This is a genomic window from Pseudomonas sp. UFMG81 (assembly GCF_015354575.1).
Taxonomy (GTDB): domain Bacteria; phylum Pseudomonadota; class Gammaproteobacteria; order Pseudomonadales; family Pseudomonadaceae; genus Aquipseudomonas.
Genome location: NZ_JACAFQ010000045.1, coordinates 10365 through 33311, shown reverse-complemented (window position 1 = coordinate 33311; position 22947 = coordinate 10365). Strand labels below are relative to the sequence as shown.

General features: G+C 67.1%; 17 protein-coding genes. 7 read left to right on the top strand and 10 right to left on the bottom strand.

Features of this window, described 5'->3' with window-relative positions:
• Positions 1-160: 160 nt before the first annotated feature.
• The 4 genes from IX761_RS24385 to IX761_RS24370 all read left to right on the top strand — a co-directional run bounded on the left by IX761_RS24385 (position 161) and on the right by IX761_RS24370 (position 3348).
• The gene (locus IX761_RS24385) at positions 161-1495 is read left to right on the top strand and encodes a nucleobase:cation symporter-2 family protein (RefSeq protein WP_194792067.1); all 1335 of its coding nucleotides are present in this window, start codon (positions 161-163) and stop codon (positions 1493-1495) included.
• A 114-nt stretch (positions 1496-1609) separates the two neighbouring features.
• Positions 1610-2119 (top strand): nucleoside deaminase, encoded by a 510-nt coding sequence (locus IX761_RS24380; RefSeq protein ID WP_194792066.1) that lies wholly within the window; start codon positions 1610-1612, stop codon positions 2117-2119.
• An 8-nt stretch (positions 2120-2127) separates the two neighbouring features.
• Positions 2128-2466 carry a hydroxyisourate hydrolase gene (locus IX761_RS24375; RefSeq protein WP_194792065.1) on the top strand — a complete coding sequence of 113 codons (339 nt, stop codon included), beginning with the start codon at positions 2128-2130 and terminating at the stop codon, positions 2464-2466.
• Positions 2467-2559: 93 nt separating this feature from the next.
• A complete protein-coding gene (locus IX761_RS24370; RefSeq protein WP_194792064.1) occupies positions 2560-3348 on the top strand; it encodes an outer membrane protein OmpK in 789 nt (262 codons plus the stop codon).
• Positions 3349-3521: 173 nt separating this feature from the next.
• On the opposite strand, the gene IX761_RS24365 is transcribed toward IX761_RS24370, so the two are convergent.
• Entirely contained in the window at positions 3522-4361 is an 840-nt protein-coding gene (locus IX761_RS24365; protein WP_323744604.1) for a helix-turn-helix transcriptional regulator, read from the bottom strand.
• 50 nt (positions 4362-4411) lie between these two features.
• On the opposite strand from IX761_RS24365, the gene IX761_RS24360 reads away from it, so the two are divergent.
• Positions 4412-4855: a hypothetical protein gene (locus tag IX761_RS24360; protein ID WP_194792062.1), complete on the top strand. Its 444-nt coding sequence runs from the start codon at positions 4412-4414 to the stop codon at positions 4853-4855.
• Positions 4856-4874: 19 nt separating this feature from the next.
• Positions 4875-5174, top strand: coding sequence for an antibiotic biosynthesis monooxygenase (locus tag IX761_RS24355; protein ID WP_194792061.1), 300 nt, complete (start codon positions 4875-4877; stop codon positions 5172-5174).
• Here the strand turns inward: IX761_RS24355 and IX761_RS24350 are convergent.
• A complete protein-coding gene (locus IX761_RS24350) occupies positions 5171-6079 on the bottom strand; it encodes a LysR family transcriptional regulator (protein WP_194792060.1) in 909 nt (302 codons plus the stop codon). The two genes, IX761_RS24355 and IX761_RS24350, sit on opposite strands and share 4 nt — an antisense overlap.
• Before the next feature lie 206 nt (positions 6080-6285).
• Here IX761_RS24350 and lysA point away from each other — a divergent pair, with 206 nt between their 5' ends.
• Positions 6286-7521, top strand: coding sequence for a diaminopimelate decarboxylase (lysA, locus tag IX761_RS24345; protein ID WP_194792059.1), 1236 nt, complete (start codon positions 6286-6288; stop codon positions 7519-7521).
• 482 nt (positions 7522-8003) lie between these two features.
• Here the strand turns inward: lysA and IX761_RS24340 are convergent, their stop codons facing one another.
• From IX761_RS24340 to IX761_RS24305, 8 genes are all read right to left on the bottom strand, one after another.
• The gene (locus IX761_RS24340; RefSeq protein WP_194792058.1) at positions 8004-8591 is read right to left on the bottom strand and encodes a TetR/AcrR family transcriptional regulator; all 588 of its coding nucleotides are present in this window, start codon (positions 8589-8591) and stop codon (positions 8004-8006) included.
• A 63-nt stretch (positions 8592-8654) separates the two neighbouring features.
• A complete protein-coding gene (locus IX761_RS24335; RefSeq protein ID WP_194792057.1) occupies positions 8655-9665 on the bottom strand; it encodes an alpha/beta fold hydrolase in 1011 nt (336 codons plus the stop codon).
• A 51-nt stretch (positions 9666-9716) separates the two neighbouring features.
• Positions 9717-10925: an MFS transporter gene (locus IX761_RS24330; RefSeq protein WP_194792056.1), complete on the bottom strand. Its 1209-nt coding sequence runs from the start codon at positions 10923-10925 to the stop codon at positions 9717-9719.
• A 102-nt stretch (positions 10926-11027) separates the two neighbouring features.
• Positions 11028-11762, bottom strand: coding sequence for a 4'-phosphopantetheinyl transferase family protein (locus IX761_RS24325; RefSeq protein ID WP_194792055.1), 735 nt, complete (start codon positions 11760-11762; stop codon positions 11028-11030).
• Between the two features lie 25 nt (positions 11763-11787).
• On the bottom strand, positions 11788-13482 hold the full coding sequence (locus IX761_RS24320) for an aldehyde dehydrogenase family protein (RefSeq protein WP_194792054.1): 1695 nt from the start codon (positions 13480-13482) through the stop codon (positions 11788-11790).
• Positions 13479-14348: an SDR family NAD(P)-dependent oxidoreductase gene (locus tag IX761_RS24315; protein ID WP_194792053.1), complete on the bottom strand. Its 870-nt coding sequence runs from the start codon at positions 14346-14348 to the stop codon at positions 13479-13481. The genes IX761_RS24320 and IX761_RS24315 overlap by 4 nt, the downstream gene beginning before the upstream one ends.
• Before the next feature lie 33 nt (positions 14349-14381).
• Positions 14382-15557: an FAD-dependent monooxygenase gene (locus tag IX761_RS24310; RefSeq protein ID WP_194792052.1), complete on the bottom strand. Its 1176-nt coding sequence runs from the start codon at positions 15555-15557 to the stop codon at positions 14382-14384.
• On the bottom strand, positions 15554-22714 hold the full coding sequence (locus tag IX761_RS24305) for an amino acid adenylation domain-containing protein (RefSeq protein ID WP_194792051.1): 7161 nt from the start codon (positions 22712-22714) through the stop codon (positions 15554-15556). Before IX761_RS24305 ends, IX761_RS24310 begins: the two co-directional genes overlap by 4 nt.
• Between the last annotated feature and the right edge of the window lie 233 nt (positions 22715-22947).

Genomic DNA, 22947 nt, shown 5'->3' with positions numbered 1-22947 from the left:
CTGATCCATCGATCCTAGCGATGGTTACTCATTTGTTCCATCGCTCATTCCGTAAGACCATCACCCTCGACATCAGCCAGCTGCCTACCCAAACCTGCGCTGCCTGTCACTCCGGGCGCCCGAATAACAACAACAGCCGCACCTTCAGGAGATCCATGACATGAGCCTTTCCCGCGTCCACCCGGTGGACGAAGTCCTGCCCTTGCGGCAGCTGTTCACCTTTGGCCTGCAACATGTGCTGGTGATGTACGCCGGCGCCGTGGCGGTGCCCTTGATCCTCGGCAGCGCGCTGGGGCTCACCCAGGCGCAGATCGTCACCCTGATCAACGCCAACCTGCTCACCTCGGGCATCGCCACGTTGATCCAGACCCTCGGCTTCTGGCGCTTCGGTGCGCGGTTGCCGATGATCCAGGGCTGCTCGTTCATCGCCCTGGCGCCGATGATCATGATCGGCAAGCAATTCGGCCTGCAGGAGGTGTTCGGCGCGGTGATCGCCGCCGGGGCCATCACCATCGGCCTGGCGCCGGTGTTCAGCCGCATGCTGCGGTTCTTTCCGCCGGTGGTGATCGGCAGCCTGATCACCATCATCGGCATCTCGCTGATGCCCGCCGCAGCCATCTGGCTGGGCGGCGGCAACCCCGATGCGGCGGACTTCGGCAAACCGGCCAACCTGCTGCTGGGCCTGGCCACGGTGGCCATCACCCTGGTGATCTACGCACGCTTCTCGGGCTTTATCGGCAACCTCAGCGTGCTGATCGGCCTGGTGGCCGGCAGCCTGATCGCGGCGGCCTTCGGCATGACCCACTTCGGCCAGGTCAGCGCTGCCAGCTGGTTCGAGCTGAGCCCACCGATGGCCTTCGGCGCCCCGCAGTTCTCGGTCACGCCGATCCTGATCATGGTCCTGGCGATGCTGGTGATCATGGCCGAGACCACGGGCAACTGCCTGGCCATCGGCAAGCTGGTGGGCAAGCCGACCAACCAGCGCACCTTGGGTGACGCGTTCCGTGCCGACGGCCTGTCGACCATGCTCGGCGGCCTGTTCAACAGCTTCCCGTACAACGCCTTCACCCAGAACACCGGGCTGATCGCCCTCTCCAACGTCAAGAGCCGCTTCGTGGTGGCCGCCGCGGGGGCAATCATGGTGCTGATGGGGTTGTTCCCCAAGCTTGGGGCGCTGATTGCCGCGGTGCCCACGCCGGTGCTGGGTGGCTGCGCCATCGTGATGTTCGGCATGACCACCGTGGCCGGCATCCAGGAGCTGTCGCGGGTGAAGTTCGAAGGGACGCGCAACGGCATCATCGTCGCCGTGTCGGTCAGCGTCGGCGTGCTGCCGATGTCCTTCCCTGCGCTGTTCGAGCATGCCAGCGGGCCGCTGAAGCTGGTGCTGGAGAGCGGCATCTTCCTCGGTGCGATCACCGCCATCCTGCTCAACGTGCTGCTCAACAACGACAAGCAGGCGCAAAGCCTCGCCGAACAACCTGAGATCAGCCACTGAATCACCTTGAAGGAGCGGGCTGTGCCTGGCACGGGCTGCGCCCGTGTTCGCGGGGCAAGCCCGCTCCTACGAGGATCGCGCAACGCCTTTAATTTCTACTGCCAAGGAAACACCATGAACACCATCACCAAGCTCACCCCCGCCACCCTGTCCGAGCAGGACCTGGACCTGCTGCGCCAGTCGATCCGCCTGTCCGAAGAGTCCCGTGAGCGCGGTCGCCACCCGTTCGCCGCGCTGGTCGCCGATGCCCAGGGCCGGGTCATCGCCAGCGCCGGCAACAACTCGATGCCGCCCGAGGGCGACCCCACCCAGCACGCCGAACTGGTGGCTGCCGCCCGCGCCGCGCGGCTGCTGACACCCGAGGAGCTGGCCAGCTGCACCCTCTACACCAGCGCCGAACCCTGCTGCATGTGCGCCGGGGCGATCTACTGGACTGGCATCGGCCGGGTGGTCTACGCGCTGTCGGAACACGCCCTGCTCGGCCTGACCGGCGCGCATCCGGAGAACCCGACCTTCTCGCTGCCATGCCGCGACGTGTTCGCCCGTGGCCAGCGCGCCATCGACGTGCACGGGCCTCTGCTGGAGGAGGAAGCGGGCGTGGTGCACAAAGGCTTCTGGAAATGAATGGCGGGGTGTCGATCCATGTCGTCGATATCGCCAGCGGGCGCGTGGCGCAGGGGCTCGAACTGACCCTGCAACGCCTCGACGGCGAGTGCCTGCTGCACGGGCAGATCGACGAACGCGGGCTGCTGCCGGGGCTGGAAAGGCTCGCCGAGTGCCTCGGCAGCGGCGTCTACGAGGTGCGGCTGAAGGTGGCCGATTTCTACCGGCAAGCCGGTACCACCCTGCCCGACACACCGTTCCTCGACGAGCTGATCTACCGCTTCGGCATCGGCGACGCCCGCCAGCATTACCACCTGCCGTTCAAGCTCACTGCCTGGGGCGTGTCCTGCTTCCGCGGCGGCGCCTGACCCCTACGTTCCACCCCATCTGTAGCTCCCGGCATCGCCTAGCGGCGATGCCGCGGACCCGCCTGCCCACACAACAACAAAAAGGAACCCACCATGTCACCGCTTCGCATCGGCGCGTTGTCCATCGCCCTCCTCACACCCACCGCTCACGCCGGGCTGCTCTGGCACGACGAAAGCCTCAGCTACCTGTGGGGCGACAACTTCCGGGTCAACCCGCCGACCCAGCAGACCTTCACCTTCGAGCACGCCAGCGGCTGGAGCTGGGGCGACCTGTTCCTGTTCGTCGACCAGATCAACTACCAGGGCCGCAAAGACCCAGGCCAGGGCGGCAGCACCTACTACGGCGAATTCCAGCCGCGCCTGTCATTGGGAAAGCTCAGTGGCACCGACCTGTCGTTCGGCCCGATCAAGGATGTGCTGATCGCCAGCAGCGTCGAGTTCGGCGAAGGCGACACCGAGAGCTACCTGCTGGGGCCCGGGTTCGACCTGGATATCCCCGGCTTCGACTACTTCCAGCTCAACCTCTACTACCGCAAGCCCGACGGCCACCGCGTGCCGGCCGGGGCCTGGCAGATCACCCCGGCCTGGTCCTACACCGTGCCGCTGGGCAACTCAGACCTGTTGATCGACGGCTACATCGACTGGGTGGTGAACAACAAGGACGCCAGCAGCGGGCGCCGCAACCAGGCCGACTACCACGCCAACCTGCACTTCAACCCGCAGATCAAGTACGACCTGGGCAAGGCGCTGGGCTATGGCGCCAAGCACCTGTATGTGGGCGTGGAGTACGACTACTGGTCGGACAAGTACGGCATCGAGGATTCCAAGGGGTTCCGGACCGAACAGAACACCACCAGCTTCCTGCTGAAGTACCACTTCTAAGCCCCACGCGGCCCCTTGTAGGAGCGGCCTTGCCGGGGCGCCGGACCGGCCGGAAAGGGCCGCGACGCGGCCCCAGGATTTCAGCGTGAAGGCAAAAATCGCCGGGGCTGCGATGCAGCCCTTTCGCGACACAAGGCCGCTCCTACAAAAATGGCGCGTGAATCCGATGATCGTCAAGGCGCCAGCACGATCCTGCGCCCCGCCCCCGCCTCGCCAGCGACGCCCTGCTCGAGCAGGTAACGCGCCGGTGGCTTGCCCATCGCCTTGCGGAACATGGTGACGAAGCCACTGGCGCTTTCATAGCCCAGGTCCAGCGCCACCGCCTGCACGCTCTCGCCCCTGGCCAGGCGTTGCAGTGAAAGGATCACATGCAGCTGCCGCCGCCAGCGGCCGAAGCTCATGCCGACCGCCTGCACCAGCAACCGGCTCATGCTGCGCTCGCTCATGCCGATATGCCTGGCCCACTCGCCGCTCGACGCCTTGTTGGCCGGATCGGCCAGCAACCCTTGGGTCAGCAGGCGCAGCCTGCGGTCCTGGGGCATCGGCAGGTGCAGGTCCTCGACACCGGCCTCGCACAGTTCGTCGAGCAAGGTGGCGATCAGCCGCGCCTCGGGGCCTTGCTCGGCGTACAGCGTTTGGAACCCGCTCGCCTTGAGCAGCAATTCACGCAGCAACGGCGACACGGCCAGGGTGCAACACACGGCAGGCAAGCCCTCGACCGCATCCGGCTCGACGAACAGGCAATAACACTCGGTCTCTCCCGAACCGCGTACCGAATGCGGCATGTCGCCCGGAATCCACAGCGCGCATTGAGGCGGCACGATCCACACCCCCGATTCCACCTCGCAGTTGAGCACGCCGCGCACCGAGTAGATCAGCTGGGCCTTGCGATGCTGGTGCGGCGCGTGCTCCCAGTCCCGGCCCACCCAGGAGGCGTTCACGGCAATCACCTGCCGGGCAATGCCGTCGATATCCCAGGAGGCGGGGTCTTGCGCGGGGAAAGGACTGTGCACGATCTTCGCGGCCTTGGCTGAAATGAAAAATAGAATGACAAGATTGCGCAATGACGTCCATGACGGGCCTGGTTATCGTTTCAGCAGCCAACCCGGAGGACTACCCCATGCTGTTGAATGCCACCTATTTCCCGCTGGTCTGGATGAAGATCGGCAACGCCGGCATCGATACCGCCGACGAGGGCTTTGCCGCGTTCGAAGCGCTGCTGACCCGCGCCGAACCGTTCGTGCTGCTGGACGCGGACAGCACCGAGCGGCAGGCCCACGAACACACCCATGAACAGCAGAAGCAACTGTCGCTGTGGATGAAGCGCCACAAGACCGCGCTGCGCAGCTTCGTCAGGGGGCAGATCATGGTCGAGCCGCACGCTTACAAGCAGGCGGCCGCCAGGGCGTTCGCCGCCAAGTTCGAAGCCTTCTGGGGTTACCCACTGATCGTCGTGGATACCCAGGAACAAGCGTTCAAGGTCGCGGACCAGCTGCTGGCCAACTGAGCGAGGGGAGCGAAACGCCATGGGGCTCGTTGCAATCAACACGGTGGAAATCGACGCGGCCAACGGCTCGGCAACGGCCCTGCGGTTGAAACTGGACGCGCTGCTGGACACCTTGAACCGCACCTCCGGTTGCACCGCCTACACCCTGGCGTGCCGAGGGGCGGCGGACCAGGCCTGGATCATCACCGGCTACTGGGATTCGCTGGAGCGGATGACCGAACACTTCCACCTGCCCTGCCTGACGGTACTGTTCGAGCTGGCAGCGCAGCGCTACCTGTCCAGGCTGAGTTTCAGAACGTTCGTTTTGTCACCGCCCTAGCCTGCAAGAGCAGCCTGCATCGCCCTTGCCTGTTCGCGCAGCGCTTCGCAGAACGGCTCGGCCACCGCCGAGGCGGGTCGATGCTCCGGCCGGATCAGCATCACCCGATAGGGCACCGAGATACTCAACCGGCGCATCGTCAACCCGCCCTGCCCCGCGTCCAGCCCGCTCAACGGGTTGATGATCGCCACCCCCAGCCCCTGGCGGACCATGGCGCACACCGACGCCGCGCTGGTGGTCTCGATCACTGTGCGGCGGTTCACCCCCGCCGCGCGAAAATGCTGGTCGAGCTGCTGCCGATAAGTGTCCAGGCTGGCCAGGTTGATGAAGTCGACCTCGTGAAAGTCGTCCAGCGTCAGCACCGGCTTGGCCTGCAACGGGTGGTGTTCGGGCAGCACGCAGACCATGTCGGCGCTGAACAGCAGTTCACCGACCGCGCCCCGGGGCACCTGCTCGACTTCGGTCAGGCCAAGGTCGTACTGCTGGGCCACCAGCGACTCCTCCAGCAGCGGCGATTCCTGCGCGGTGATGCTCACGCTCACGCCCCGGTGCTGCTGGTGGAAGCGTTGGCAAGCCCTGGGCAGCAAGGCTTGCGAGAACAGCGGCAGGCAGGTGATGGCCAGCCGGCCCTGCTCGAAGTTGCGGATGGCCTGGGCGAAGCGGTCGATGCGCTCCAGCCCGACGAAGGCGCGCTCGACTTCCTCGATCAACAGCAAGGCCTGGGCGCTGGGCACCAGGCGGCCGCCTTCGCGCTCGAACAGGGCCAGGCCGGTGACCTGCTCCATGCGCGCCAGTTCGCGGCTCACCGTAGGCTGCGAGGTGAACAGCAGGCGCGCAGCGCCAGTGACGCTGCCGGCGGCCATGATGGCGCGGAACACTTCGATGTGGCGGATGGAGAGTTTCATGGCGCGGCGCAAGACCTGTGGGAGCTGGCTTGCCAGCGATGCGGATGACGCGGTGCTGGGCACCGGCTACGCCGGTGATCGCCGGCAAGCCGGCTCCCACACCTACAACGCTCATATCAGATATGAATTACCTACAGAAAAAAAGCTATTTTTCTGGATTGCGCGACTCGCTCACCATCGGCGTATCCATTACAAGGAACGCCGCCATGAACACCCCCTCCGCCCTGCTGGCCAACGCCATCCGCCAACACGGCTCGCCGCTCTGGGCCTACGATGCACAGACCATCGGCCAGCGCATCGACCAGCTCAAGCAGCACTTCGACACGGTCCGCTTCGCGCAAAAGGCCAACCCCAACCTGCACGTACTGCGCCTGATCCGCGAACGCGGCCTGGTGCTGGACGCGGTGTCCCTGGGTGAAATGGAGCGCGCTTTTGCCGCCGGGGCAACGGTGGATGGCGAGCCGGCCGGGGTGGTGCTGACCTGCGACGTGCTGGACCAGCCGACCCTGGCGCGAGTGGTGGAGACCGGCATCGAGGTCAACGCCGGCTCCATCGACATGCTTCGCCAACTGGGCGAGCGCTCCCCTGGGCACCGGGTGTGGCTGCGCATCAACCCAGGCTTCGGCCACGGCCACAGCCGCAAGACCAACACCGGCGGCGAGAACAGCAAGCACGGGATCTGGCACGAGCAGTTGCCCGAGGCGCTGGCCTGCGTGAAGCAGCATGGCCTGCACCTGGTGGGCGTGCACATGCACATCGGCTCGGGGGTGGATTACCAGCACCTGGAACAGGTGGCCGGGGCCATGGTCGCGCTGATCGGCCGGCTGGGCATGGACATCGAGGCGTTCTCCATCGGCGGCGGGCTGTCCACCCCGTACCGCACCGGCGACCAGCCGGTGGACCTGCAACGCTACGCCCAAACCTGGGCGGTGGCGCGGGCCGAAGTCGAGGCGATGCTTGGCCACCCCGTGCGCATGGAGATCGAGCCGGGGCGTTACCTGGTGGCCGAGTCGGGCTTCCTGGTGGCCGAGGTACGTGCGGTGAAGCAGATGGGCGAGAAGCACTACATCCTGGTCGACGCGGGTTTCAACGACCTGATGCGCCCGGCCATGTACGGTGCCTATCACCGCATGAGCCTGTTCGATGCCGTGGGCCGGCCGGTGAGCCGCCCGCTGCAACCGACCGTGGTGGCCGGGCCGCTGTGCGAATCCGGGGATGTGTTCACCCAGGACGACCAGGAGCTGACCCCGCAGGCGCTGCCCCAGGCCCAGGTCGGTGACCTGCTGGTGATCCACGACGCCGGGGCGTACGGCGCCTCGATGTCGTCGAACTACAACAGCCGGCCGCTGCTGCCTGAGTTGCTGATCGAACAAGGCACGCTGCGCCTGATCCGTCGTCGGCAGACAGTGCAGGAGCTGTTGGCGCTGGAATTGGAACTGTAAGGGCGCCCCTTTCAAGGTGTTCGCGTGAGGGCCGCCAGGGGTTCGACGGGAGTCTTGCAGCGCTCTTGAGATCGAGCGCCGCCCGCGCGGCGCATCGCTGGCAAGCCAGCTCCCACATTTGTTTCGGGCCAGTTACTCCTGGTCCATCTCCACTGTCCGCCTTGTTTGTACGACGCAGTTTCTGCTTTGGCGCTGATGCCGCAGCACCAGACTTGAGGCATGCACCAAGGCGGACAGTGGAGACCTCACAGGATGGATTGGCCCGAAACAGATGTGGGAGCTGGCTTGCCAGCGATGCGCCGCGCGGGCGGCGCTCGATCTCAAGAGCGCTGCAAAGTTTTCGACAAGCGCCTGGTTGCCCTCATGCGATAGCGGTCAGTACCTTGAAAGGGAAGAGCTTTAAGGCACAATGACCACCCTGAGCGGGCAAAGCCGGCTCCTACGGGTTCACTGCTGGCCCTTCGACAGTGGCAGTTGCTGGATCAATGCCCCAACAAGATCCCACGCAACTGCAGCTCCAGCGCCGCGCTGGCCTGGGCCAGGCGCACGCTGCCATCTTCGCCATCGGCGATCCAAAACGCCGCCTCTGCCAGGCTGCCGTAGATCAGCGAGGCCAGCGCCTGGGCATTGACCGGGGCGACGACGCCCTGCTCGATCAGCTGGTGGAGCAAGCGCTGCATCGACGCCACGCAGTGGCGTTGCCCCTCGGGTGATCCGGCACCGAGCACAGCCCGGGCGTCACGCAGCACGATGCGCTGGATTTCAGGCTCCAGGGCCATCTGCAAATAGGCGTGGCAGCGCTGACGAAAACCGTCCCAGGCATGCTCGGCGTGGTCGGTGATAGCGCACAGGCGTTCATCCATTTCCGCGTCCAGCTGCGCCACCACCGCCTGCAGCAAGCCCTTCTTGTCACCGAAATGGTGATACAGCGCGCCACGGGTCAGGCTCGCCTGGGCGGTCAGGTCGTCCATCGAGGTGTCGGCATAGCCGCGCTCGGCGAACACCTGGCGCGCGGTGGCCAGCAAGGTGGCACGGGTTTCTTCCATTTCGGCGCGGGTGCGGCGAACCATCCAGCTTCTCCTTCTACGGCAGGCGGCCATTGTCACGGCCACCCTGGGCGCTGACAAGCGCTGCTAGCGCGCCAACAATTCGGCGATGGTGCGCTCGATGGCCTGGGTGTCGGCCTGGTTCAGGCCTTCGCCGGCGACATGGCCCCAGTCGCTGTGCAGCACGCGCAGCTCGGCGTTGGCGATGCCCTTGGCCTCAAGCTCGGCGTCGGCGACCGGGAAGTACAGGTCGCTGGAGGACGGCATCAGCACGGTGTCGGCCTGGATCGCCGCCAAGGCCTTGGCGAAGTCGCCCTGGTAGCGGTGGTTGGCACTGATGTCCGCGCCCTGGCCGGCGCACAGCTGGGCGATGATGTCGTTGGCATCGCGCTTGAGGAACCAGGCCTCCCAGAATTCCACCAGGAACGCCTCCAGCGAGGCGTAGCCCAGGGCCGTCTGGTCCAGGCGCTTGCGGAAAAATGCCTGGGAGAAGCCCCAGGCGGCATACACCCGCGCCGCCGCGCGCAGGCCGCATTCCGGCGGCCGGGTGTAGGCCCCTTGTTCGAACGCCGGGTCAAGCTCGATGGCCATGCGCACGCTGTCGAAGAACACATGGAAATGCCGCGAGGTGCGCGCGGCGCTCTGGAAGGCGAACAGCCGCTCGACACGCTCGGGGAAACTGGCCGCCCATTCGAAAGCCTGGGCACCGCCCAGCGACCAGCCCAGGGCCAGGCGGATGCGCTCCACGCCGAAGCGCTCGCAGAGCAGGCGCTGCTGCTGGACGACATTGTCGTGCAGGGTGACCGTCGGAAAATCCCGGCCATGCTGCGGCGCGCCGGTGTTGCTGGGCGAGCTGGACAGGCCGTTGGCGAACGCGTCGGGCACGACGATGAAGTACTTCAGCGGGTCCAGCGCGCGGCCAGGCCCGATCAGCCACATGGCATCGTCGTGGGTGGCGGCGAACGAGGTGGGGTAGACGATCACATTGTCCCGGGCCGGGTTGAGCGTGCCGAAGGTCTTGTACGCCAGCCGTGCCTGAGCCAGCACCGCACCGGATTGCAGGGTGATGTCGCCGAGTTCGTGGGTGTCGTGGGTCATCGGTTCAGCCTTGTTCGATCAGGGCCGTGGCCAGGCCACGGCCCTGCGGCCTCAGACGGAATAGGACACCTGGTCGGCGCGGTCACGCATGCGGTAGTAACCCCACAGCGCCACCAGCAACACCCCCACCCCCGCGCACAGAGCCACGTTGAAACCGGCCTTGGCGCCCATCAGGTCGACCACCTGGCCAGAGGCTGCGGCGCCACCGGCCACCCCCACGTTCAGCCCGGCCAACAGCCAGGTCATGCCCTCGGTCAGCTTGCTTTCCGGGACGATGCGCTCGACCAGCGACATGGCCACGATCATCGTCGGGGCAAAGAACAACCCAGCCACCAGCACCGCGGCCGACAGCCCGAAGATATTGCCGGCCAGCAGCAGCGGCAGCGTGGTGGCCGCAGTGGCCAGGCCACCGAGCAACAGCAGTTTGCGCAGCGGCGTGTTCAGTTTCATGGCGCCGAACACCAGCCCGGCGACGCACGACCCGATGGCATAGCACGACAGCACCACGCTGGCCGCGGCCGGGCTGCCCATCTGCTCGGCGAAGGCCACGCTGACGATGTCCACGGTGCCGACGATCACGCCCATGGCGATCATCAGCAGGGTCAGCAGGCGCACGTCGGCGATACGGAACACCGACTCGGTGTCACGCCCGTCTGCGCTGGCGGCCTCCACCGGCGGCTCGGTGCTGACCTGCACCACCAGGGCGAATACGCCGATGGCCAGCAACACGGCGGCGGCCAGCGGGCCGGCCTGGGGCAGCACCGCCACGCTCAGCCCCACCGAGATCGGCGGGCCGGCAATGAAGGTGACCTCATCGAGCACGGTCTCCAGCGAGAAGGCCGTCTGCAGCTGCGGCTTGCCGCGGTAGATGGCGGTCCAGCGGGCCCGCACCATCGCCGACATGCTGGGCATGAAACCGGCCAGCGCGGCGCCGACGAACAGCGTCCAGTCGGCAGTGTTCCAGTAGCTGCACGCCAGCAGCAGCAGAATGCCCAGCACGCTCAGGCCGGCGGCCGCCGGCAGCACCCGGCGCTGGCCGTAGCGGTCCACCAGGCGCGACACCTGGGGTGACATGAGGGCGTAGGTCAGCACGAAGGTGGCCGACACCGCGCCAGCCAGGCCGTAGCTGCCACGGATCTGCGCCAGCATGGTGATGATGCCGATGCCGGTCATCGGCAGGGGGATGCGCGCCAGTAGGCCGGCCAGGGCAAAGCCCCTGGTGCCGCGCGCCTGGAACAACTCGCGGTAGGAACTGAACATCTTCGACACTCCTTATCGAAAGGCCCTCTGCGGGCCAAACAAGATACATACACAGCGTATGATTAAAACCTTATTATCATACGGGCTGAATGTAAAGCCACTTCAACCCGTACCCTGCCCCGCCGCTGCGTCACAGCAGGCCAAGTCGTGGCCGATGGTCAGCAGGGTCAGCAAGGTGTCGCCCTGCACGGCCCAGCAGCCCTCGAACAGCTGCCCCTGGGCGAACCACGGGGCAAGCCGGGCAGTGGTCAGGCGCAGGCGAAAATGCCCTTGGGCATCCCAGTGCTCCAATTGGGCTTCGGCGAACTCAAGGTCGGTGTGGCAGATCGGGAACACCGCCTTGAAGAAGGCTTCCTTGGCGCTGAAGCTCAGGTAGAAGAAACGCAGCTGCTCGACCGCGGTCATGCCCTCGAGCGCGACACGCTCACTGGCGGCCATGACGTGCTCGGTCATCGGGCACAGCTCCGGGTGCCAGGCAATGCGCTCGGCATCCACCCCCACGCCGAGAAAGTGCTGGGCGTCGGCGGCACACGCCAGGGCCAGGTCCTGGGTATGGCTGATCGAGCCCACCACGCCCAGGGGGAACCGCGCATAGCGATAAGGCCGCGCCAGCGGCAACCAGGCCGGCTCATGACCAAGGGCCTGGAGCGCGGCGGCGGCGCACACCCGGCCCGCCGCGAATTCCCGGCGCCGGCTGGGCAACGCCTGTTCCAGCCATTGCTCATGGGCCAGCGCGGGCGCGTCGGGCAGGGGGTAATCGTCCAGGCCAAGGCAGTAAAGCGCCAGGCCTTCCGGCCGGGGCTGCTGGAACGGCCACTGAGGTTGCGCCACTGTCATCCACCCACTCCTTGTTGCCGCTCGCTCACAGGGCCTTCCGTTGTTCGGTCATGCGCAGGCGGGCGTGATAGAACGCCGGCCCGCCGTAGGTGACATCCGCGGCCGGGCCGATCGCCCCGCCGTGGATGTCGGTGAACACCGCGCACTGGCTGATGAAGAAGTTCTTGCAGAAGTTGGTCGACAGCAGCGCGCCGACCTGCCCCGCAACCTGCGCCATCGCGTGCTCTACACCGGCATCGGTGGTGTACAGGCCCAGGCCCAGCACACCCTGGTGCTGGCCGATGTCGCGCAGCTCGCTGAGCACCTCGCGCAAGCCAGGCTTGTGGATCACGAACGACACCGGCCCGCGCACCTCGCGGGCGTAGTGCCCGACGGCGCTGGCAAAGCCCGGGCGCACCTCGATCAGCGACGGCGACAGGATGCGGGCCTGCGGGTAGTCGGCGTCCACCAGCGGCTCAGTGCGGCGCAGCACCTTGGCGAAGTGGGCGCCCTCGCAGGCACGGATCTCGGCCTCGCAACCCGGGTCGAGCACCGCGCCCAGCAATTCGCGGGGCGGGTTGAACCGCTGCAACAGCTGCTCGACCCGGGCGACCAGGTCATGCTGGAACTGCTCCACCGCCACCCGCCCGCCCGGTACCCCGATGCCCTCGCCCAACACATAGAGGTTCTGTGGCGACGTGCACAACTGGGCGGAATACGAACACAGGCCGAACGCCAGGTTCTCCAGCATGCCGTCGTAGTCCGCCGTCGAGTGCACCAGCACCGAGGTCTGCGCGCTTTGCTGGGTCATGACCCGGGCATGCCAGGCATGCTGGCGCAGCCAACGCCCGAACTCAGCGCCGCCCATGTAGTCGATCAGGCGCACGGCACTGTGCTGCGCGGCCTGGCGGTAGTCCGCCAGGTTGTCGGCGTGCAGCAGGTTGACGATGTCGTGCGGCACCCCCACCTGCGCGCACACCGCCTTGATCGCCTTGACCGTCAAGGCGATCGGCAACACTGCGTTGGCGTGGGCCACCAGCACCACCGGGCAGCCCGCGGCCAGCGAGGCGAACAACCCGGGGTAGGCGCCCCAGGTCGGCACCACCTGCCCGGCGAACACCAGCGACAGGCCCGCCGGCTGCGGCCGGAACTCGCGCCGCAGGCGTTGCGCCGCACCCTGCCCCACCACCAGGTCGTTCTCCAGTTGGCAGGTCAGCTCGCGGGACACCTCCAGCACATTGGCCAGTGACTCCAGCGCCCGCGCCTGGGCATGGATGGCATTGGCGTGGAAGCCCATGAACAGGCCGTGGCCACTGGTGTGCATGCCCACATGGGCGAACAGGAAGGTGTCGGCGTGCAGCCGCGTGATCACCTCGCAGAGCAAGGCGCAGCGCAAACCCACCTCCAGCTGCTGCCATTTGCGCATGGCCTCGTCGCCACGCTCGGCCAGCGCCGCGAAGGGTTCGACGCGGTAGCTGATGCCCAGGTCGAAGCCATAGGGCGAGCGTTCGGCGCCTGCGCGCCGGCCCCCCGTCCCGTCCACCACGCCAGGCTCGATGTTGAACGCCGTGCCCAGCAGGCTGGTGAACTTCTTCTCGCCCTGTTCGATCAGCTTCGGGTCGTAATCGCCCAGGTCGTCGGAGAACGGGCTGTACGGCTGGCGCGTGCGCACCGCGGCGCTGGCCGCGGCCAGCATCGGCCCGTGGCGTTCGCGCCAATCCTTGAGCTTGCGCAGGTTCATGCCGTGGCTCCCGCCTCGGCGAAGGCCTGCGCGCCTGGCATCTGCGCGCTGAACAGCGCATCGAGCTCAGGGGTGCTCAGGCTGCGCGCCATGGCGACGAACTCGCCGGCATCGTCGCCGACGCAGTAGTGGCTCTGCGGCTGCGCGGTGGTCAGCACCTGCAGGATGACCTCGGCGAAATCGTCCGCCGTGGTCACCGCCTCTTTGGCCAGCGCTTCGCTCTGGGCCAGGAAGGCCTGGAACGACGCCCCGTAGATGGCCCGCGCCTGCGGCTGCGCCTGGGCCAGCAGCTGCTGGCCGGTGGCGCGGAACTTGCCCCAGATCGGCGTGTGGATCGCGCCGGGCTGGACCACGCTGACGCTCACCCCGGAATGCTCCAACTCACGGCGCAAAGCATCGGTGAAAGCCATCTTGGCGAACTGGGCGATGGAGTAGGCGCCCAGGTAAGGCACGGCGATGCTGCCCAGCCCCGAGGTGACGTTGATCACCCGGCCGTGGCTGCGGCGCAGGTGCGGCAAGGCCGCTTGAGTGACGATCAGCTGGCCGATCACGTTGGTATCCAGTTGGCGCCGCAGCTCCTCGGCGCCCAGCAGCTCCAGCGGGCTGGGCACGCAGATCCCGGCGTTGTTGACCAACGCCCACAGCGGCTGGCCACCCGTGGCCTGGGCGATCTGCTCGAAGGCGGCGGCCACCGACGCCTGGCAGCTCACGTCCAGCACCACCGGCACCAGCCCCGGCACTTCGGGCAGGTCGTGGATGTTGCGCGCGGCGGCGAACACCTGGAAGCCACTGCGCGCCAGCAGCAAGGCGGCTGCCAGGCCAAGGCCCGAGGATGCACCGGTGACGAGTACGCTTTTCTTGCTCATGACAATCCCTTATCTGATGGTTGAACGCGGTGTTCAGTTGGCATGCACGGCCTGGTCGTCGAACAGCAGCGAGAGCTGCAGGCGCTCGCGCATGGTCTTGGCCGGCGCCAGCCACATGCTCAGGTCGCGCTTGAGGCGGGGCACGAAGCGGTCGTACTGCTCCACTTCGCTCAAGGCCCGCGAGGCGTCGACGATGGTCCTGGCCCGTGGCTGGCGGATCGCCTCGTAGCGGCGCAGGGCAGCGACAGGGTCGGCGCAGTCGGCCAGCACATGGCCGAGCACCGCGGCATCCTCGATCGACATCCCGGCGCCCTGGCCGAGGCTGGTCAGCATCGGGTGGGCGGCATCACCCAGCAGGGTCACCCGGCCCTTGGACCAGGTCGCGGGGAACGAGCGGTCCTTGGCGTCGACGCTGATGATGGCCTCGTCCGGCGTGGCCTGGATGATGTCGCCGACGATCTCCGGCCAGCCGGCGTACACCCGCGCCACCTCGGCGCGGCCACCCTGCCATTGCCGGGCCTGCTGGTTGCTCATGTTGGCCGTGCCCCACCAGTACACCCAGCCGTCGCCGATATCGATGATGCCGACGCGCTTGCCCTTGCCCCAGTAGTGCACCACCTTGCCCGGGGTGATCTGCGGGTGGCTGTAGCGCACCAGCGCCAGCCAGCAGATGTACCCCGCCTCCTGGGGCACGCTGCGCACCCCCATCGCCTCGCGCACCGCCGAGTGATAACCGTCGGCGCCGACCAGGATGTCGCCGCTGGCCTGGCTGCCGTCCTCGAAGCTCACCTGCACCGCGCCAGGCTGCTCCTGGAAGCTGGCGAAGCGCTTGCCCAGCTGGATGTCCGCCTCGCCCAGATTGTCCAGCAGCGCCTTCTGCAACTGCTGGCGGGAGATGCACACGCTCGGTGCGCCCTGCGCCTCGGCGATTTCCTGGAACGGCAGGCGCTTGAGCAACAGCCCCGACTGGTGGCGGATCTCGAAGTCGAGGATCGGCGCGCCGTAGCGCTCCAGGCCCAGGTCGATGCCCAGCAAGCGCTGCATCGCGGCGCTGGCATTGGACATCACCGACAGGCCCGAGCCCGATACCCGCAGGTTGTCGGCCTTCTCGAACAGGCGCACGGCCCAGCCCGATTTCTTCAAGGCCACGGCACTGGCGAGGCCGCCGATGCCGGTACCGATGATCAGCGCGGTGGGTTGCTTGTTCATTGTTCAGTCCCTTGTTGAATGTCTTGCAGGATCGCGGCCACCAGTGGCCCGACGAAGGGTTCTTCCATGATGGTCAGGTGGTCGCCGTCGACCTCCACCAGGCGCACCTGGCCTGAGGTCTGCGCGGCCCAACCGTTGAGCGGGTCGTTGTATTCGCTGCGGATGGTGTCGTGCATTTCCCGCAGGATGCGCGGCAACGGCTCGCGGGCCCGCACCAGGGTGATGTCGACGGCCGGGCGACGGGCCTGGTAGTTGTACTCGGTGGCCGCGTCCCAGTTGTTGCGGTACACCTCGAATAGCCGCTGCATCACCGCCTTGGTGCTGCCCGCCGGGATCGCACCGATGGCGATGGCGTGGTCGGTGATGTAGTCGAAGCGTTCCTGCAAACCGAGGATATGCTCGGGCACCAGGGTCACTGGCAGTTCCGACCCGCGCGAGGTCCACAGCAACTCCCAGAAGAACCAGCTCAGCAGCCCGTCGTCGCTGGCCTTGCCCTTGGCCTGGTCGCTCAGCGCCATGGTGTCGAGGACCAGCACGTTGCTCACCTGCTCGCCGGCCTGGATCAGCTGGTTGGCGATCTCGAAGGCGACGAAGCCACCGTAGGACCAGCCACCGATCAGGTACGGGCCGTGCGGCTGCACCCGGCGCATGGCCTGGATATAGAACGCCGCCTGCGCCTCGACGCTGGGGATCGGCTGCGAGCCGGCGTCGACGCCACTGGCCTGCAAGGCGTAGAACGGCTGGTCGGCCGGCAGGTGCGGCAGCATGCGCAGGTACGACAGGATATTGCCGCCCATGGGGTGGACCAGGAACAGCGGCTGGCGCTCGCCGGTCTGGCGCAGCGGCACCAGCGGGTCGAAGCTGAACTGCCCGCCACCCTGCTCGATCAGCTGTGCCAGCTTCTCCATGGTGGGTGCGCTGACAAAGGCCGACAGCGGCACGTTGATGCCGTACAGCTTCTCCACCAGCACGACAATACGCATCGCCGTCAGCGAGGTGGCACCGCAGTCGAAGATGCTCTGCTCGGGGGCCAGGCTCGGCAGTTTCAGCAGTTCGGCGGCCAGCTGGCAGAGCTGCATCTCGTACTCACCGACCGGTTCACGGTAGACGCGGTCGTTGGCCAGCTGGATATCCAGCGCCCGCAGCCGCGCATCGTCGCGCTTGCCGCTTGGCGTCTTGGGCATCTGCTCGATCGCCACCACATGGCTCGGCACCATGTAGGCCGGCAACTGCTCGGCCAGGTGCGCGCGCAGGGCATCGAGCTGCTGCGCCTGCTGGGCGGCAGCGCCGACCAGGTAGGCCACCAGGTAGGCGTCCAGCTCATCCCGCGGGCGGGCGACCACTGCCGCTTCGACCCGCTCGCCGCGCCCTTCGAAGAAGGCCAGGATCTTCAGCTCGATCTCGGAAGGCTCGACCCGATAGCCACGCACCTTCACCTGGGCATCGTTGCGCCCAAGGCTGATGATCGGCCCTTGCAGGCTGCGAATGCCGATATCGCCGGTGCGGTAGTACACGCCGCCCGGCACCTTGGCGTGGCGCACGAACTTCTCGGCGGTCTGCTCCGGCGCGCGGTGATAACCGCTGGCCAGGGCCTCGCCGTAGACGCAGATCTCCCCTGGCACACCGTCCGGCAGCACCTGCCCGGCACGGTCGAGCACCAGCACGCCGACGCCGTCGATGGCCTGGCCGATCGGTGGCAGCGCCGGGAAGCGCTGCGGGTCGCCGCTCATGGCATGGCGGGTGACCACGTGGGTTTCGGTCGGGCCGTACTGGTTTTCCAGCAGGCCGGCCGGCAGCCGTTTCATCAGCGCGCGGATTTCCGGGGTGACCCGCAGCTGCTCGCCGGACGAACCGACCACCCGCAAGCCGCGTGGGTACAGGTCGAGGGTGGCGGCGGTTTCGGCCAGTTGCTGCAAGGCCACGTAGGGCAGGAACACCCGCTGCACGGCATGCTGGTCCAGGTAGCGCAGCAAGGCGGCCGGGTCGCGGCGCTGCGCCTCGGCGATCACCACCAGGGTGGTACCCGCGGCGAGGGTGCAGAAGATTTCCTGGAACGACACGTCGAAGCTCAGGGGTGCGTATTGCAGCGTCGAAGCCACCGCACCGCTGCCGGTACCGTTCTGCCAGGCCACCAGGTTGGCCAGCCCGCGATGGGGCATGGTCACGCCCTTGGGCGTGCCGGTGGAGCCCGAGGTGAACAGGATGTAGGCCGGGTCAGCGGCGTCGATGCCAGTGCACGGTGCCCAGTTCGCGGCACTGTCCAGCGCACCTGGTACCAGGCTCAGGCACGGCACTTGCGCGCCGGTGCCCGGCACCTCGGTGTCGCTGACGATCAACCGCGGCGCCGCCATGCGCACGATCAGCTCGATGCGGTTGGCCGGGTAGGCCAGGTCGAGCGGCAAGCACACACCACCGAGCGCCGAGATCGCCAGCACGGTAGCAATCTGCTCGAACGAGCGCGGCATGGCCACGCCGATGATGTCGCCCTTGACCGCGCCATGCGCCGCCAGTTGCTCAGCCACCGCGCCGACTTCACGCCACAGCCGGGCGTAGTCCCATTGCCCCTGCTCGCCCGCCAGGGCGATGGCCCGAGGGGTTTGCTGCACGGTGGCGGCGATGCGCTGTGGCAGTGCGACGAAGGCTTGCCCACTATCGGCGCCCAGCAGCTGCCCCAGCTGAGCGATGTCACGGCCAACGCCCACGGCCGCCTCTGGCCGATAGGCCATGCCGGCCAGGGCCTGGTTGAACAGCCCGGCATAAACCTGGGCCTGCTCGCCGGCGTAGCGCCCGGCGTCCATGTCGACCCGCACGCTGACCCCTTCACCGGAATAGCCACGCATGACGTTGGCGAGGATGGCGAAGCTGGTCTCCTCCTGCGGGTCGAATTCGGCGATCTCGATGCCGGCCTGGGTGGCGACGTCGTGCAGCACATGGAAGTGGATGTAGTTGAAGGCCGTGGCCAGGCTGATCGCCGGGCTGGCGTTCTGGATCTCGCCGAGCGGCAGGCGGCGATGCTTGTGGCTGCGCTTGTCGAGCAGGTACAGGCGCTCGACCAGGGCCTGCCAGCTGCCTTCCAGGGTGGCGCGCAGCGGCAGGGTGTTGAGGAACAGGCCCAGCATGTGCTCGGCGTGCTCGACTTCCGGGCGGGCGTGGGTGACCACGCCGGTGGTCACTTCCTGCGCGCCGCTCATGGTCGCCAACGCCAGGCAGTGGGCGGCGAGGTAGTACAGCTTGATCGGCACGTGCTTGGCACGGGCCACCTTGGCCAGCGCCTGGTCCAGTTGCGTGTCGACCTCGAAACGGTACGAGAAGACCCCGCGCCCAGGCGCCTGCAGGTGCCCGGCCAGGCCGACCGGCAGGGTGTTGGCGGCACCGTCGAGGTAGTCGCGCCAGTATTGGCGATGCTCGTCGCTGGCCATCGCCGCCAGCTCGTCTTCGACGAACAGCGCGGGGCTGGGCAGCGCCTCTACCGGGTAGCCGGGCGCCAGGTCACCGCCCTGGGCATAGGCCAGCAGCAGTTCGCGCATCAGGTTGGCGACGCTGCCGCCGTCGAGGATCGCATGGTGGAAACTCAGCACCAGGTCGACCACGCCCGCCGCCTCGTCAAGGAACAGCGTGACGTTGAACAACGGGCCTTCGGTGAAGCTGTAGTCGTGGCTGGCCCACTCGCGCATATGGCGGGCGATCAGTCGCTCGTGCTGGCCCGCCGACGGATTGACCAGCGCCAGTACCTGGTCCACCGGCAGCGCCTTGCGAACCAGCTGCAACGGCCGACCGTGGTCGCTGAGGTTGAAACAGGTGCGCAAGGTCGGGTGACGGGCGATCACGGCGGCCAGCGCGCGGCTGAAGGCAGGCGCGTTCCAGGCCATCTTCAGGGTGTAGCGGAACACGTCCTTGTAGGCCTTGGCGTCGCGGGTCTCGCGGCTGTGGAACAGCAGGCCCAGTTGCAACTGCGATACCGGGTAGGCATCGGCCCAGTGTTCACCCAGGCGCTTGCGCTCGACCTCGCGCACCAGGGCGAACGGCGCCAGCGGCGCGCGGGCGGGCACGCTGGCCAGGGCGTGGTGCTCCAGCAACTGTGCCAGGGCCGCGAGGGTGGTGTGATCGCCGAGGGCCGAGAGGTCGAGCGCGTAGCCATGGTGCTCGAGCTCCGAGCGCACCTTGAGCATCAGGATCGAGTCGCCGCCGAGGGAATAGAAGTCATCGTCGGCGTTCATGTCTTGTGGGCCGAGCACCTTGCTCCAGACTTCGGCGACCAGCGCCTGGTGCTCGCCCTGCACCGCCGTGCGTGCTGGTGCGGTTGCGCCATTGATCAATTGCAGCGCGCGGTTGCGGTCGAACTTGCCGTTGGGGGTCAGCGGCATATGGTCCAGGGCGGTCCAGCGCGACGGCAGCATGAAGCCCGGCAGGGTGGCGGCCAGTTGCTGGCGCAGGCTGCGCTCCTCCAGTGGTTGACGGCTGACATAGGCCGCGACCAGGTGCTTGCCGCGCACCTCGTCCTCCTCCACCAGCACCTCGGCGTTGAGGATGTGCGGCAGGGCCAGCAAGGCACTTTTGATTTCGCCCAGCTCGATGCGGTTGCCACGGATCTTCACCTGGCCGTCCATACGGCCCAGGTAGAGGATGGAGCCATCCGCCGCCCAGCAGGCCAGGTCGCCGGAGCGGTACCAGCGGCGATTGTCGTGGGGGTCGGTGATGAAGCGTTCGGCAGTCAGCTCGGCACGGTTGAGGTAGCCACGGGCCAACTGCACGCCGCCGATCTGCAGCTCGCCGGGGATGCCGATGGGCTGGCGCACGCCGTGCTGCGAGACGATGCGGATCGAGGTGTTGTCGATCGGGAAGCCGATGGGCACCTGCTCGACATCGTCGGGGCCGGTCATGTCCAGCTCGTACCAGGTGACGTCCACGGTGGCCTCGGTGGGGCCATACAGGTTGATCAGCCGCGGCGCCTGCGCGCCCTGGGTGAACAGCCGGCGGAATTTGTTGACCACCGCCGGGCTCAACGCTTCGCCACTGGTGAACAGGCAGGTGAGGCTGGCCACCTGGGCCAGTATGCGGCGGTCATCCGCCAGCGCCTGCACGTAAGGCTCGAGCATCGACGGCACGAAGTGCGCCACGGTGACGCCATGGCGCTGGATCGCCTCCACCAGCGCCCGTGGGTCGCGTTGCGCACCCGGTGCGAGCAAGGCCACGCTGGCGCCGGTCATGCTCCACCAGAACAGTTCCCAGACCGAGACATCGAAGGACACCGGGGTCTTCTGCAGGATCACGTCGGTGGTGCTCAGCGGGTGGGCTTGCTGCATCCACTCCAGCCGGTTGATCACGCTGTGGTGCTCGATCACCACGCCTTTGGGGCGACCGGTCGAGCCGGAGGTGTAGATGACGTAGGCCGGGTCGCGGGGACGCGCCTTGCTGCGCAGCGACGCTGCGTCCGGGGCCTGGGTGGGCAGCGCATCGAGGTCGAACCAGCGCGGGTCGCTGCTGGCGATGACCTGGGCCAGGTCGGTGATGACCACCTTGGCCTGGCTGTCTTCGAGCATGTACTGGATACGGTCCTGCGGGTACTCGCTGTCGATCGGCAGGTAGGCAGCGCCGGCCTTGAGCACGCCGAAGATCGCCGCGAGCATGCGTGGCGAGCGCTCCAGCGACACCGCGACGATATCGCCGCGTTCCACGCCGCGCGCTTGCAGGGCGTGGGCCACCGACGACGCCCAGGCATCGAGTTGGGCATAGCTCAAGGTCTCGCCCTGCTCCGAACGCACGGCCACCTGCCCTGGATGGCGCGCCACGCTGGCTTCGAACATCGACATCAGCGTCTCGTGTTCGCTGTAGGGCACTGCCGGCCCATCTTCGAAGGCACTGAGGGTGCTGGCCTGCTCGGCGGTCAGCAGGTTCATCGCCGACACCGGCTGGTCGAGGTGGGTCTGGAAGCATTCGACCAGCTGCACGAATGCATCGAGGAATTCCATGGCGCAACGCTCGGAAGCGAAGGCCTGGCTGTTCAGGCACACCTCGCCCTGCACCTGCGCGCACGCGCCGTAGCTGTGCAGGTGCACCGCGACGGCGTCCTGGGTGTGCACGTGGGCGATGCTGGTGAAGTCCGCAGGCGCCAGCCCGTCCAACTCGTGGGCCGGATAGCGCAGGTAGGAGAGCGTGGCGTCGAACAGCTGGCGGGACTGGCCGGCACGGGCCAGCGCCGCCACCTGCCGGCCGAACGGCAGAGCCTGGCGGTCCTTGAGGAACATTGCTTCCTGGCGTACGGCCAGGGCGATTTCGCGGAAGGTCTGGTGCTGGTTGACCTGGATGCCAAGCGCCAGGGTGTTGGCGCGCTGCTCGACGCTTTCGATGCGGCTGGCATCGCGGTTGAGGAACGGCACGCCGATGAAGAAACGCTCGCTGCCGTACTGGCAGGACAGCAACACCGCCAGCGCCGCCGAGACGCTCATGAATGGCGTGATGCCGCCCTCAAGCGCGTGTTGCACATCGGCGGCCTTGATCTGGAAGCGGCGGCGATAGGCCGGGGCGCTGGACAGCGTACCCGCCGACTTGCCGAACAGTACCGGCTCGGTCGCGCCGTGCCTGTCCGCCAGTTCGCTGGCCAGGGTGTCGAAATCGGCCTGCGCCGGGGTGCGGTTGGCGAACGGCAATGTCTGGCCCAAGCGCTCGCCGCTGCCAGCTCGGGCATCGAGGATCTTGCGCGCCAGCACATCCAGCGCCCAGGCGTCGGCGACGATATGGTGGGCACGCAGCATCAGCAGCAGGTGTTCGGGCGCTTGGCCGACGGCGACATCGATCAGCGGCTCGCTGGACAGCGTCCAGTACTTGCGCGACCACTCTTCGAAGAACGCCCCGGCGCCGAACGCGTCGGCAAAGGCGTAGTGCTCCACCGCACTGGGTGCGGGGGCAGCCTCGATGAACGCAGCGCCCGCATGCTCGACAAAGGTTCGACGGCAGGCAGGCTCGCCCTGCATCACCTGCTCGGCGGCCTGGCGCAGTGCGTCCAGCCCGTACGCCAGCGGCAGGCGAATGCTCAGGGCCACGGTGAACTGATGGCTCAGCGGCTCGCGCTGCGCCTCCACCCAGATGTCCTGCTCGTAGGGGCTCAGAGCCTGCGCCTGGCGCACGGCCGGCTCGTTGGCGTTGATCGCAATGTTCATCGGTGACCTAACTCCCTTTAGATGGTGGATTCCAGCTCGACGGATCGCCCCCTTCGAGCACGTGCCGGCTCGTTGGAATCCCAGGCGCGATGGTCCGTCATCCGCTATACATGAGACGGCGCGAATAATGTCGCCGAGTGACAGATTGTGTCAAGCGTCATATTTCTTACAGTGAATACTTTTGAAATTGCGCAAATGTCATGGAAAAACCATAATGCTCGATTGGTCTACAC

Coding starts and splice junctions, on each gene's coding strand:
- IX761_RS24355 (WP_194792061.1), top strand. CDS start 4,875: ATGGGGCTCGTTGCAATCAACACGGTGGAAATCGACGCGGCCAACGGC.
- IX761_RS24350 (WP_194792060.1), bottom strand. CDS start 6,079: ATGAAACTCTCCATCCGCCACATCGAAGTGTTCCGCGCCATCATGGCC.
- IX761_RS24385 (WP_194792067.1), top strand. CDS start 161: ATGAGCCTTTCCCGCGTCCACCCGGTGGACGAAGTCCTGCCCTTGCGG.
- IX761_RS24335 (WP_194792057.1), bottom strand. CDS start 9,665: ATGACCCACGACACCCACGAACTCGGCGACATCACCCTGCAATCCGGT.
- IX761_RS24305 (WP_194792051.1), bottom strand. CDS start 22,714: ATGAACATTGCGATCAACGCCAACGAGCCGGCCGTGCGCCAGGCGCAG.
- IX761_RS24315 (WP_194792053.1), bottom strand. CDS start 14,348: ATGAGCAAGAAAAGCGTACTCGTCACCGGTGCATCCTCGGGCCTTGGC.
- IX761_RS24310 (WP_194792052.1), bottom strand. CDS start 15,557: ATGAACAAGCAACCCACCGCGCTGATCATCGGTACCGGCATCGGCGGC.
- IX761_RS24380 (WP_194792066.1), top strand. CDS start 1,610: ATGAACACCATCACCAAGCTCACCCCCGCCACCCTGTCCGAGCAGGAC.
- lysA (WP_194792059.1), top strand. CDS start 6,286: ATGAACACCCCCTCCGCCCTGCTGGCCAACGCCATCCGCCAACACGGC.
- IX761_RS24340 (WP_194792058.1), bottom strand. CDS start 8,591: ATGGTTCGCCGCACCCGCGCCGAAATGGAAGAAACCCGTGCCACCTTG.
- IX761_RS24320 (WP_194792054.1), bottom strand. CDS start 13,482: ATGAACCTGCGCAAGCTCAAGGATTGGCGCGAACGCCACGGGCCGATG.
- IX761_RS24325 (WP_194792055.1), bottom strand. CDS start 11,762: ATGACAGTGGCGCAACCTCAGTGGCCGTTCCAGCAGCCCCGGCCGGAA.
- IX761_RS24330 (WP_194792056.1), bottom strand. CDS start 10,925: ATGTTCAGTTCCTACCGCGAGTTGTTCCAGGCGCGCGGCACCAGGGGC.
- IX761_RS24360 (WP_194792062.1), top strand. CDS start 4,412: ATGACGTCCATGACGGGCCTGGTTATCGTTTCAGCAGCCAACCCGGAG.
- IX761_RS24370 (WP_194792064.1), top strand. CDS start 2,560: ATGTCACCGCTTCGCATCGGCGCGTTGTCCATCGCCCTCCTCACACCC.